10 protein-coding genes are annotated in these 11,511 nt (G+C 72.8%); 5 read left to right on the forward strand and 5 right to left on the reverse strand.

Annotated features, from left to right (window positions below):
• The first annotated feature begins 83 nt into the window (after positions 1 to 83).
• Complete coding sequence (locus ABZW30_RS36805) at positions 84 to 1,919, forward strand: alkaline phosphatase family protein (protein WP_355675621.1); 1,836 nt, start codon at positions 84 to 86, stop codon at positions 1,917 to 1,919.
• A gap of 152 nt (positions 1,920 to 2,071) precedes the next feature.
• Positions 2,072 to 3,016 (forward strand): TAXI family TRAP transporter solute-binding subunit, encoded by a 945-nt coding sequence (locus ABZW30_RS36810; RefSeq protein ID WP_355675622.1) that lies wholly within the window; start codon positions 2,072 to 2,074, stop codon positions 3,014 to 3,016.
• A gap of 41 nt (positions 3,017 to 3,057) precedes the next feature.
• Here the strand turns inward: ABZW30_RS36810 and ABZW30_RS36815 are convergent, their stop codons facing one another.
• The 4 genes from ABZW30_RS36815 to ABZW30_RS36830 all read right to left on the reverse strand — a co-directional run bounded on the left by ABZW30_RS36815 (position 3,058) and on the right by ABZW30_RS36830 (position 7,124).
• Entirely contained in the window at positions 3,058 to 4,440 is a 1,383-nt protein-coding gene (locus tag ABZW30_RS36815) for a HAMP domain-containing sensor histidine kinase (RefSeq protein WP_355675623.1), read from the reverse strand.
• Positions 4,437 to 5,132 carry a response regulator transcription factor gene (locus ABZW30_RS36820; protein ID WP_355675624.1) on the reverse strand — a complete coding sequence of 232 codons (696 nt, stop codon included), beginning with the start codon at positions 5,130 to 5,132 and terminating at the stop codon, positions 4,437 to 4,439. Before ABZW30_RS36820 ends, ABZW30_RS36815 begins: the two co-directional genes overlap by 4 nt.
• A gap of 34 nt (positions 5,133 to 5,166) precedes the next feature.
• Positions 5,167 to 6,522 carry an MFS transporter gene (locus tag ABZW30_RS36825; RefSeq protein ID WP_355675625.1) on the reverse strand — a complete coding sequence of 452 codons (1,356 nt, stop codon included), beginning with the start codon at positions 6,520 to 6,522 and terminating at the stop codon, positions 5,167 to 5,169.
• Between the two features lie 125 nt (positions 6,523 to 6,647).
• Positions 6,648 to 7,124, reverse strand: coding sequence for a hypothetical protein (locus ABZW30_RS36830; protein ID WP_355675626.1), 477 nt, complete (start codon positions 7,122 to 7,124; stop codon positions 6,648 to 6,650).
• 111 nt (positions 7,125 to 7,235) lie between these two features.
• Between ABZW30_RS36830 and ABZW30_RS36835 the strand changes: the two genes are divergently transcribed.
• Positions 7,236 to 7,856 carry a PadR family transcriptional regulator gene (locus tag ABZW30_RS36835; protein ID WP_355675627.1) on the forward strand — a complete coding sequence of 207 codons (621 nt, stop codon included), beginning with the start codon at positions 7,236 to 7,238 and terminating at the stop codon, positions 7,854 to 7,856.
• 16 nt (positions 7,857 to 7,872) lie between these two features.
• Here the strand turns inward: ABZW30_RS36835 and ABZW30_RS36840 are convergent, their stop codons facing one another.
• A complete protein-coding gene (locus tag ABZW30_RS36840; protein WP_355675628.1) occupies positions 7,873 to 8,811 on the reverse strand; it encodes an RNA polymerase sigma-70 factor in 939 nt (312 codons plus the stop codon).
• A 200-nt stretch (positions 8,812 to 9,011) separates the two neighbouring features.
• Between ABZW30_RS36840 and ABZW30_RS36845 the strand changes: the two genes are divergently transcribed.
• Both ABZW30_RS36845 and ABZW30_RS36850 read left to right on the forward strand, forming a co-directional pair.
• Complete coding sequence (locus tag ABZW30_RS36845) at positions 9,012 to 9,494, forward strand: carboxymuconolactone decarboxylase family protein (RefSeq protein ID WP_355675629.1); 483 nt, start codon at positions 9,012 to 9,014, stop codon at positions 9,492 to 9,494.
• Positions 9,495 to 9,965: 471 nt separating this feature from the next.
• Positions 9,966 to 11,159: a serine hydrolase domain-containing protein gene (locus ABZW30_RS36850; RefSeq protein WP_355675630.1), complete on the forward strand. Its 1,194-nt coding sequence runs from the start codon at positions 9,966 to 9,968 to the stop codon at positions 11,157 to 11,159.
• Positions 11,160 to 11,511: the final 352 nt, after the last annotated feature.

Here is an 11,511-nt window from a genome sequence, read left to right on the forward strand (position 1 = left end):
CTAGTTTCGAGCCGCCGCGTCGTGCTACGCGCGTCACGGCCCCAACTTCTGACACAGATGACGATGACGTCGAGGAACCAACCATGCACGCAGTCCCCACCCGCAAGCGGTGGCTCCGGTACGGTGCCGGCCTGATCGGCGCGGCCTCGCTGACCGCGTTCGGCGGCGCGCCCGCCGCCTTCGCGGCCGACGGCCCGCAGACCGCCACGCCGATCAAGCACCTGGTGGTGATATTCCAGGAGAACGTCTCCTTCGACCACTACTTCGGCACCTACCCGAACGCGGCCAACACCGCCGACGACAAGGTGAAGTTCACCGCCAAGCCCGGCACCCCCAAGGTGGACGGCCTCAGCGACGACCTGCTCCACAAGAACCCCAACCGGAACAACCCGCAGCGGCTGGGCCCGACGCAGGCCGTCACCTGCGACCAGGACCACACCTACAAGGACGAGCAGCTCGCCTTCGACGGCGGCAAGATGGACAAGTTCGTCGAGCACACCGACATCGAGAGCTGCAAGGCCCCGATGTACACCGCGCCCGGCCTGGTGATGGACTACTACGACGGCAACACCGTCACCGGCATGTGGAACTACGCCCAGCGCTTCGCGATGAGCGACAACTTCTTCGGCACCAACTACGGTCCGTCCACCCCGGGTGCCATCAACCTCGTCTCGGGCCAGACGCACGGCGGTTACCCGGTCGACCCGAAGACCGGCGACAAGACCACCGACGCCTACGTGGTCTCCTCCCCGGACGCCAACGGCGTCGGCACCGTCATCAACGACCCCGACCCGGCCTACGACGACTGCTCCAACCCCAAGCACAACCAGCTGGTCCTGACCGGCAAGAACGTCGGTGACCTGCTCAACGACAAGGGCGTCAGCTGGGGCTGGTTCCAGGGCGGCTTCAAGCCGACCGGCACCAAGGACGGCAAGGCCGCCTGCGACGCCGCGCACAACAACATCGTGGGCGCCTCGCAGACCGACTACAACCCGCACCACGAGCCGTTCCAGTACTACAAGTCCACGGCGAACCCGAAGCACCTGGCGCCGAAGGACGTGGACGAGATCGGCCACGACGGCCAGGCGAACCACCAGTACGACCTGACCGACTTCGACGCCGCCCTCCAGCACGGCAACCTGCCGGCCGTCAGCTACCTGAAGGCCGCCAACTACCAGGACGGCCACGCGGGTTACTCCGACCCGCTGGACGAGCAGCACTTCGTCGTCGACACCGTGAACAAGCTGCAGAAGTCCAAGGACTGGGCCTCCACCGCCGTCGTCATCGCCTACGACGACTCGGACGGCTGGTACGACCACAAGTTCGCCGAGCCCGTCAACGGCTCCAAGGACGCCGCCAACGACAGCCTGAGCGGCGCCGGCCAGTGCGGCAAGGACGCCGGCTGGGGCGGCTACGCCGACCGCTGCGGCTTCGGCCCGCGCCTGCCGCTGCTGGTGGCGTCCCCGTACGCCAAGGCCAACTTCGTCGACCACACCCAGACCGACCAGACCTCGATCCTGCGCTTCGTCGAGGACAACTGGAAGACCGGCCGGATCGGCGACGCCTCCTTCGACGAGCACGCCGGCTCCATCGAGGGCATGTTCGACTTCAAGAACGCCCAGGCGGCCACCCTGATCCTGGACCCGACCACCGGCCAGCCGGCCGGCGGCGACTCCACCCCCTCCGGCCAGCCCACCGGCGGCTCCTCGGCCACCACCCCGGCCGGCTCGGCGACCTCGACCGACGGCGCCGGCTCCACCGCGGTCGCGGGTGCCACCAGCAGCGCGAGCGGCCCGGCGCTGGCCGCGACCGGTGCCGACTCCAACACCGGGCCGATCGCGGCCGGGGCCGTGGCGCTGCTGGCGCTCGGCGGCGGCGCGGTCTTCCTCGCCCGCCGCAAGCGCGGTCGCCGCGCCTGACCGGCTGACGCCCGACGCGCCGCCGATCACCTAGCGAACCGACACCGCCGGGTCCTCACCGAGGGCCCGGCGGTGTCGCCGTACCCGGAGTCAGGCGTTCAAGAGCGCGGTTGTCCGCAGCGCCCGCCGCGGAGTCGGGCTACTCTCCCCCCATGACCGGACCGACCCCACGCCGCCGCACCCTCCTGGGTGCGGCCCTGGCGGCGGCCCTCACCGCCGGGTGCTCGGGCGGGGACGAGCCGGTGCGCTCGCTGCGCCTGGCGACCGGTCCCGAGGGTGGGCCCTACAACGCCTTCGGGCGCTCGTTCACCGAGGCCGTGACGGCGGACGGACGGCTGACCCTCACTCCGGTCGGCAGCGCCGCGAGCGTGGACAACCTCCAGCAGCTCGACGACGGCACGGTGGACCTCGCGCTGACCACCGCGGACGTGGCCGAGGACGCCGTACTGGGCCGGGACACCTTCGACCGCCCGCTCGGTGTGACGGCGCTGGCCCGGGTCTACGTCAACTACCTGCACCTGCTCGCCCCCGCCGACGGGCCGGTACGCGAACTCGCCGACCTCGCCGACCGCCGGGTGGCGACCGGCGCGGTGGGCTCCGGGCTGCAGGTGACGGCGAGGCGGCTGCTGCGACAGGCGGGGCTCGGCGTGCGGCAGCAGTCGCTCGGGCTGGCCGAGTCGCTGGCCGCGCTGCACTCGGGCGCCCTGGACGCGGTGTTCTGGTCCGGTGGGGTGCCGACGCCCGCCGTGTCCGAGCTCGCGCGGGAACTGCCGCTGCGGTTCGTCCCGTTGGACGCGATCGCCTCAACCCTGCGGGAGCGCTACGGCCCGGTCTACACGGCGGCCACCCTCCCGGCCGGCGCCTACGGTCTGCGCGGCCCGGTCGGCACCCTCGGCGTCGGCAACTACCTGACCGCCCGGCCGGGGGTGCCCGAGGACGCGGTGCGGCGACTGCTGGAGATCCTCTTCGACCAGTGGGCCACCCTGCTGCGGGCCGTCACGGCGGGCGCCCGGCTGGAACCCCGGTTCGCCGTCTCCACCGGGGCGGTGCCGCTCCACCCTGGCGCGGCGGCCTACTACCGGTCGGTGTACGGCTAGGAAGCCGGACGGGTCTCGGTGGTGCGCGGTGGCCGTCGCCACTAGTTCGGGCCCGGACCCTGGGCCGCGGGCAGCCGGCACTCGACGGTCAGTCCGTGCGGGCTGGTCCCGGCGACGGTCAGCGAGCCGCCGCAGGCGCGGGCCAGCTCGTCGGCGATGGCCAGGCCCAGCCCGGTGCCGGGGATGTTCTGGTGCTCCGACGCCCGCGTGAACCTCCGCAGCAGCAGCGGGAGTTGCTCCGCCGGGACGCCCGGTCCGGTGTCGGTCACCCGAACCACCGCACAGCCCTCGGCGGCCTCCGCGAGCACCCGGACCCGCTCCCCCACCGGTACGAATTTGCTCGCGTTGTCCAGCAGCGCGTCCAGGATCCGTCCGGCCGCGTCGGGCAGCGTCAGGGCGCGCAGGCCGGGCGCGACCTCCGCCGTCAGCTCCAGCCCGCCGGCCTCGAACACCGGCGCCCAGGCCGCCACCCGGTCGGTCACCGCCGAGGAGACGTCGCACTCCCCCAGCGGCGCGGTGGCCGACTCCATCCGGGCCAGCGCCAGCAGGCCGTCCAGCAACTCGGCCAGCCGGTCGGCCTCGTCCAGGGCCAGTGCGTGCGCCTGCCGTCCCGGGCCCGGGCGGACGTGCGGTTCGGTGTTCTCCAGTTGTAGCACCAGGGTGGCCAGCGGGTTGCGCAGTTGGTGGGAGGCGTCGGCGACGAAGTCGCGCTGGCGGCGCAGCGAGTCGGCCACGGCCTGTGCCATGCCGTCGAAGTGCCGTCGCAGCCGCCTGAGTTCGGGCGGGCCGGTGTCGGCGGCGACCCGGACCTCGAAGCGGCCGCCCGCCACCGTGGCCACCGCCCGGTCCAGGTCGTCGACCGGCCGCAGCAGCCAGCGGGCGATCCCGGCCGCGACCAGGGCGGCGGCGCCGAAGGCGGTGAAGGCCCCGGCGGCGATCAGGACCCAGCGCACCAGCACGTCATGGCGGGCGGCGTCGGTGGGGACGGTCAACAGGACGGCGCCGCCCACCCGTTCGTCCTGGCCGACCGGTTCGGCGAGGACGACGGTGTCCGGACCCCAGGGGCGGACGGTGGGCAGCGCCTCGGTGGAGCGGCCGGTGAGGGCTCGGCTCTGCGCGTCCGGCGCGGCCGCGCCGCTCGGGGCCGGACCGGCCTGGCCGACGGTGTGCCCGGCGGTGTCGACCACGGTCACGGCCGCGCCGTAGAGCTGGGCGTAGCGGGTGAGTTCGGCGTCGAGCTCGCGGCGGTCGGCGTCGGTGCGGATCCGGTTGGCGAGGTCGGCGAAGCGCACCCCGTCGGCCCGGCGCTGCAGCAGCAGGTGCTCGGTGCGGCCGCGGGCGTAGGAGTCGGCCAGCGGCAGCGAGAGCAGCAGCACGGCCGTGCCGATCAGGGCGGTCAGCACGGCCAGCAGGCGGCGCCTCACGGGTTCTCCAGCTCGCCGAGCTGGTAGCCGTAGCCGCGGATGGTGCGGACCAGCCCGGCCCGGCCGGTCTTGGCGCGGATGCCGGCCACGTGCACGTCCAGCGAGCGGGAGGAGGCGAGGAAGGCGTCGCCCCAGATCCGGTCGAGGATCTCCTCGCGGGAGCGGACGTCGCCGGGCTGGCCGGCGAGCAGCGCGAGGACGTCGAACTCGCGGCGGGTAAGCCGGACTTGGGCACCGTCGACGGTCACGGTGCGCCCGGCCAGGTCGATCGCCACGTCGCCGGTGCGCACCCGCCGCTCGCCGCCGCCCTGGCCGCCCGGCCCGTCCTGGCCGGGGGCGGTGCCGGTGCGGCGGCGGACGGTGTCGATCCGGGCGATGAGTTCGGCCATCCGGAACGGTTTGATGACGTAGTCGTCGGCCCCGGCCCGCAGGCCCTGCACGATGTCGCGCTCCTCGCTGCGGGCGGTGACCACGATCAGCGGCAGGGAGCAGACCGTACGGAGCTTGCGCAGCAGGTCGAGGCCGTCCAGGTCGGGCAGGCCGAGGTCGAGCAGGACGAACTCGGCCTCCCGGGCGTGCCGGAGCGCCTCGGTGGCGCGGACCACCCGGCGCACGGTGTGTCCGCGCCGGGTGAGCCCGGTGGTGAGGGCCTGGGCCATGCGGTCGTCGTCCTCGACGAGCAGCATGTGCATGGATCCTCCCCGCCGTGGGACCTCTGTGAGGTGCCTACCGTACGGCCTCGGCCCGGGCGGTGGCCGCCGGGGCCTGCTCGGGGCTGAGCACGACCTGCCGGGTGTCCGGCATCAGGACGTAGGTGACCAGGGAGACCAGGGCGCAGCCGGAGACGTACCAGAAGAAGCCGGACTCGTGGCCGCTGTTCTTGAACCAGAGGGCGATGTACTCGGCGGTGCCGCCGAACAGCGCGTTGGCGAGGGCGTACGGGAGGGCGACGCCGAGGGCGCGGATGCGGGTGGGGAACAGTTCGGCCTTCACGGCCGCGTTGATCGAGGTGTAGCCGGTGACGATCAGCAGCGCGACCAGGGAGAGTCCGAGCGCGGACCAGTAGTCGGAGGCGGAGCCGAGTGCGGTCATCAGCGGGTAGGTGCCGACGGTGCAGCCGAGCGCGAAGGTGATCAGCAGCGGGCGGCGGCCGATCCGGTCGGAGAGCAGGCCGGCCAGCGGCTGGACGGCGGCGAAGACGGCGAGCGCGGTGAAGCTGACCAGGGTCGCGGTGTTCTTGGAGAGCCCGGCGCTGCCGATCAGGTACTTGGTCAGGTAGGTGGTGTACGTGTAGTAGGCGACGGTGCCGCCGAGGGTCAGGGCCATCACCAGGCCGGCCTGGCGCCGGTGCTCCCAGAGGCTGCGCAGGGTGCCGTGGGTGCCGGTCCGGTCGCCGTCGGCGGTCTCCGCGGTGAAGGCCTCGGTCTCCGGCAGCCGGCGGCGCAGCCAGAGCACCACGGCGGCGAGGGCGGCGCCGAGCAGGAAGGGCACCCGCCAGCCCCAGGAATGGAGTTGGGCGTTGCCGAGGGTGTGCTGCATGACGATGAGGATGCCGAGGCCGAGGAGTTGACCGCAGGTCATCGAGACGTACTGGAAGGAGGAGCCGAGTCCGCGCCGGTTCGGCGCGGAGGCCTCGGTCAGGTAGGTGGCGCTGGCCGCGTACTCGCCGCCGATGCTCATGCCCTGGAGCAGTCGGGCGAGCAGCAGGACGACCGCGCCGAGGTAGCCGGCCTGGTCGTAGGTCGGGGCGACGGCGATCAGCACGGCCGCCGCGGACATCATGGTGACGGTCAGGGTGAGCGCGCTCTTGCGCCCGTGCCGGTCGGCCGCCCGGCCGAGCAGCCAGCCGCCGACCGGGCGCATCAGGAAGCCGACGGCGAAGATCCCGGCGGTGTTCATCAGCTTCGCGGTGGAGTCGGAGCCGGGGAAGAAGTCGTCGGCGAAGTAGACCGCGAAGCTGGCGTAGACGAACCAGTCGTACCACTCCACCAGGTTCCCCAGCGACCCGCCGACCAGGGCGAGCCGCCGCCTGGCGCGCTCCTCGCCGGGCGGCTGCGGACGGACGGTGTGGGACGGGGACATGGCGGCTCCCGGGATCCGGTGCGGTGGGTGGGTGTCCCAGAGCGTGCGGCCGCCGGTCGGGCAGCGGCAAGGACCACCGCGCAGATCTAACATTCCGCTAAGGAAGCGGCCCGGTGGCCCGCCGTTCAGTGGGAGGTGCGGGCCGGGTCGTCGACGATCGGCATCCGGCCCTCGCGGTGGGCGGCGCGCACGTCGTCCAGGTACTCGCGGGAGAGCATCGCGGAGACGATCGCGACGCCGCCGCGGTGGACCCTGATCTCGCCGTCGGTGACGGTGCCGGTGAGCCGCACCCGGCGGGCGCCGGCCTTCGCCGGGGCCTGGTGGTCCTTGACCTTGCCCCGGGCGTTCCAGCGCAGGTCCCAGTGGTCCAGCCCGGCGTCCTCGGGGAGCAGCAACTTGACCATGGCGCGCTGCAGTTCGAGGTGGATCTCGACCTCGTCGGGGATCTTCGGCGAGCGCAGGTCGAGGACGACGGCGCCGCGGCGGGCCCGGACCTCGATCCGTCCGGCCTCGGTCCAGTGGCCCATCCGCTTGACGGCGGTGTGGTCGGCCTGGATGCGCTCGACGGCCGCGACGTCGCTCAGGGCGGTGGTGGTGCTCATCTCGGTTTCCTCCCAAGTGGGTTGTGACGCCGGCCGGTCGTCCGGCGTGCTTCCATGATGCACCTGGACTAGTTTCAGTGCAACTAGTTCTTCTGGGGATAGAATCGGGGCATGGCCACCACCCCGCTGCGCAGCTCCCCGCTCGCCCTCACCGTCCTCGCCCTGCTGCACTACAAGCCGCTGCACCCGTACGGCGTGCAGCGGCTGATCAAGCAGTGGGGCAAGGACCAGGTCGTCAACGTCGGCCAGCGCGCAAGCCTGTACCGCACCATCGAGCGGCTGCTCGCGGCCGGGCTGATCACGGTCCGCGAGACCGAGCGCGACCAGCTCTACCCCGAGCGGACCGTCTACGAGATCACCGATACCGGCCGGGAGACCGCCCGCGCCTGGCTGCTGGAGATGCTCGCCGCGCCCAAGCAGGAGTTCCCGGAGTTCCCGGCGGCGCTCTCGCACGTGCTGCTGCTGACCCCGGAGGAGATCGTCCGGGCGCTGGACGACCGGCTGGCGCGGGTACGGGCGGCACTGGAGCGGCTGGAGGCGGACCTGGCCCAGGGCGCCGCGATCGGCCTGCCCCGGATCACCCTGCTGGAGACGGAGTACCTGCGTGCCACCACCCGCGCGGAGGCCGACTGGCTGGGCGCGGTACTGGACGACCTGCGCGCCGGCCGACTGGCCTGGTCGACCGAGCAGCTGGTCGCCTTCGCCCAGGGGCAGGAGTCGGCCGAGGGCTGAGGACGCGGGGCGCCGGTCAGCGGCCCAGCGCGGTCTCCCGGGTCATCCGGGACAGCTTCTCCGGGTTGCGCACCGCGTAGAGGCCGGTGACCAAGCCCTCCTCCAGGCGCAGCGCCAGCACCGTGTCGACCTCGCCGGCCAGCCGGATCACCAGCGCCGGATGGCCGTTGACCTGCTCCGCCCGGAGCGAGACCGCCCGCCGGGTGATCCCGCGGAGCAGCCCGGCCACCAGCTCGGCGCCCACCACGGGGGCCGGCGTGGCCTGCACCAGTCCCCCGCCGTCGCCCACCAGGACGACGTCGGGCGCGAGCAGGTCGAGCAGGGTGCGCAGATCGCCGGTCTCGACGGCCCGTTGGAAGGCCGCGACCGCCTGCCGGGCCTCGGCGGCCGAGACCGCCCCGCGCGGCCGGCGCGCGGCGACGTGCACCCGGGCCCGGTGGGCGATCTGGCGGACGGCGGCCTGGCTCTTGTCGACGGCCTCGGCGATCTCCCCGTACTCCAGGCCGAACACCTCGCGCAGCACGAACACCGCGCGTTCGGTCGGCGCGAGGGTCTCCAGCACCAGCAGCATCGCCATCGAGACGCTCTCGGCCAGTTCGACGTCCTCCGCCACGTCGGGCGCGGTCAGCAGCGGCTCGGGCAGCCACGGGCCGACGTACGACTCGCGGCGGCGGGCGAGCGTGCGCAGCCGGCCGAGCGCCTGGCGGGTGGCGATCCGCACCAGGTAGGCGCGGTGGTCCCGGACGGCGGTGAGGTCGACGCCGACCCAGCGCAGCCAGGTCTCCTGCAGCACGTCCTCGGCGTCGGCGGCCGAGCCGAGCAGCTCGTAGGCGACGGTGAACAGCAGGTTGCGGTGGGCGAGGAACGCCTCGGTCGCCGCGTCCGCGAGGTACGCGGCCCCCGTGGGGTGCGCGGCCTCCGTGACGTGCGCGGCCTCCGTGGGGTGCTCGCTCATACCCGTTCCCACCTCTCACTCGCGGATGCGTCCCGATGCGTGCGGATGCGCCGCACACAAGACACCGGTGGGCACCGTCCCGTGACATCCCCCGGCGGTGGCGTGCATCACTCCGCAGCTCTGTCACAGGCACGCCTCCGTCCGCGTCTTGTGGTCGTCCAGCGCGGATGCGCACGACGAGAACGAGTGAGGACGACACCGTGGAAACCCGCTTCAACCTGCTCGCCAACCCGACCGCCGCCAAGGTCGCCAAGCGCTTCTTCAGCACCTCGCAGGCGATCCAGGAGTCGACGCTCCCCAAGGCCCTGCAGGACCTGGTCATGCTGCGCGCCAGTCAGATCAACGGCTGCGGCTTCTGCATCGACATCCACAGCAAGGAGGCCGCGGGCCACGGGGAGACGCCGTTGCGGCTCAACCTGGTCGCCGGCTGGCGGCACAGCACCGTGTTCACCGCGGCCGAGCGCGCCGCGCTGGCGCTCACCGAGGAGGGCACCCGGCTCGCGGACGGCGCCGGCGGCGTCTGCGACGCGACCTGGGCCGAGGTGCGCGAGCACTACGACGACGACCAGGTCGGCGCACTGGTCTGCCTGGTCGCGATGATCAACGCGGCCAACCGGATGAGCGTGATCGTGAACAACCTGGGCGGCTCCTTCGAGCCCGGCGCCTTCGCGGCGCTCGGCTGAGCCGACCGGCATGCCCCGCCCGAGGCCGGAACACCGGCCCGGGCGGGGTTCCTCGCCGCTCCTCGGACGGCGGGCTCCCGCACCTGGCACGCGGCGACCGGGCACTGCCCCGCAGCGCTTGTTGACGAAAAGTCAGCAAGTTGCCCGCACCGCCTTGACGGCACACCGACGCGGCCCTGGAACGTAGACGGCTCCCCGCTCTATCGCTGCTCCGGTCGCGGATGGGTCGTCGTGCACGGTGATCACTTGGCCGGGCTGAAGGTGCTGGCACTGCGAGAAGTCGATCGGTGTGAGTCGCACCGCGGATCGCGCACGGGCCCACGACGAGCGGTGGAGCACGGGCAAGGCAGGGAGAACCCTGGTGGACCCTCAGGGGTGCCTCCGGGAGATCTCCGGGTGCTGCCCTGAGGCCCCGCACCAGCGGGGTGGGCCAAGATCCGGACACGACCTGTCGCACGCACCGGAGGACCCGTGAAGAAGCCGTTAATCCTGATCTGCGCCACGCTGTTACTGGCCGCCGCGCCCGGCACCGCGCTGGCCGCGAGCACGGACGGTGCCTATCGCGCCCAGCACTCCAGCCGCGCCGCGTTGAGCGCCGCCTTCTCGATCCGCCCGGGCGAGCCCGCCGTGGGCGGCGTCGGCCGGGTGACGCTGGACGGCTGGAGCTGGCGCGGCGCCGACCCCGACACGGTCACCGGACGGCGGGTGGCGCCGGACGCGGAGTTCCACGTAGGCAGCATCAGCAAGACCTTCCTGGCCACCGTCATGCTCCAGCTCGCCGCCGAGCACCGGGTCGACCTGGATGGCACGGTCCAGCAGTACCTGCCGGGGGTGCTGCCGGACACCTTCCAGCCGATCACGATCCGTGAGCTGCTCAACCACACCAGCGGCCTGCCGGACGTGAACGCCGGCGCGCCGCCCATCACGGTGGACCAGCAGATCGCGGGTCGTCTTCAGTACCAGACCTTCGACCAGATCATCCAACAGACCCTGCGGCCTCACGATCGTCCCTGGCCGGGGCCGGTCTTCGCGCCCGGCACGGCACAGCAGTACAACTCCTTCGCGTACCGGGTGGCGGGGCGGATCATCGAGCAGGTGACCGGGCACTCCTTCGCCCAAGAGGTGACGGTTCGGATTGTGCGGCCCCTGGGCCTCGCGCACACCTGGGTGCCGCAGGGCGACCCCTTCCTGCCCGACCCGCACTTGCCGGCCTACCTGACCGACAGCGCGGGCACTCCAGCCGAGGTGACCGAGCAGGGCGGCGACCCGTCCTCAATGGTCTCCACCACCGGCGACCTGGACCGCTTCCTGCGCGCCCTGCTGGGCGGCGAGCTGGTGCCGCCGGCCCAGCAGGGCGAGCTGCTCACCCTGCCGCGGGACGCGGCGGGCCGGTTGCTGCCTTCACAGGACCCGAACTGCGCCTCCGGCCCGAACAAGGGTTTGGCCTGCTTCAGCGCGGGACTGCAGAAGGTGATACTGGCGGACGGCACCGTGCTCTGGGGCAAGACCGGCCACGACCTCGGCTACGCCAACGGCATGTTCGCCACCCCGGACCTTCGGGAACGGCTGGAGTACTCGGTGGCCGAGACGGACGGCAGGACCGGTGCCCCGCCGGCGCCGGCCTACCGGCTGGCGATGGCGGCGGTCGGACCGCTCGCCTCCTGACGCCCCGCAGCAGCCGGGGTCACCCGGCTTACGTGTAGCGGTCCCCGGCCCGCCGAGCGGTGCTGTGCCTGGCGTGCGCGCAGAACGCGGGCGAGGCCCGGCACCCTGGTGGGTGCCGGACCTCGCCCGACAGTGGAGCGCCAGGCCCGGGTCGCACGGACTCTCCCTACTGAAAGTAGGACGTGCTCTGGTAGCACCGCTGACGCCTGACGAGGAATCATCTCCCTCGCGACGAGAAGAATATTAGCAGGTCAGAGGCCCACCATCGAAGTCGGACCACCTGGCCCGCTGCGCCCGCACCCAGCAGCCGAGCGACTCGCCCTCGGCCTCCGGCGTCTTCCCGGGGCCGCCG

This window comes from Kitasatospora sp. NPDC004669 (assembly GCF_040609455.1).
In the GTDB taxonomy this organism is placed as follows: Bacteria; Actinomycetota; Actinomycetes; order Streptomycetales; family Streptomycetaceae; genus Kitasatospora.

Excerpts from the sequence above, each read along its gene's own strand:
- ABZW30_RS36810 (WP_355675622.1), top strand. The coding sequence starts at position 2,072 with ATGACCGGACCGACCCCACGCCGCCGCACCCTCCTGGGTGCGGCCCTG.
- ABZW30_RS36835 (WP_355675627.1), top strand. The coding sequence starts at position 7,236 with ATGGCCACCACCCCGCTGCGCAGCTCCCCGCTCGCCCTCACCGTCCTC.
- ABZW30_RS36820 (WP_355675624.1), bottom strand. The coding sequence starts at position 5,132 with ATGCACATGCTGCTCGTCGAGGACGACGACCGCATGGCCCAGGCCCTC.
- ABZW30_RS36830 (WP_355675626.1), bottom strand. The coding sequence starts at position 7,124 with ATGAGCACCACCACCGCCCTGAGCGACGTCGCGGCCGTCGAGCGCATC.
- ABZW30_RS36825 (WP_355675625.1), bottom strand. The coding sequence starts at position 6,522 with ATGTCCCCGTCCCACACCGTCCGTCCGCAGCCGCCCGGCGAGGAGCGC.
- ABZW30_RS36840 (WP_355675628.1), bottom strand. The coding sequence starts at position 8,811 with ATGAGCGAGCACCCCACGGAGGCCGCGCACGTCACGGAGGCCGCGCAC.
- ABZW30_RS36805 (WP_355675621.1), top strand. The coding sequence starts at position 84 with ATGCACGCAGTCCCCACCCGCAAGCGGTGGCTCCGGTACGGTGCCGGC.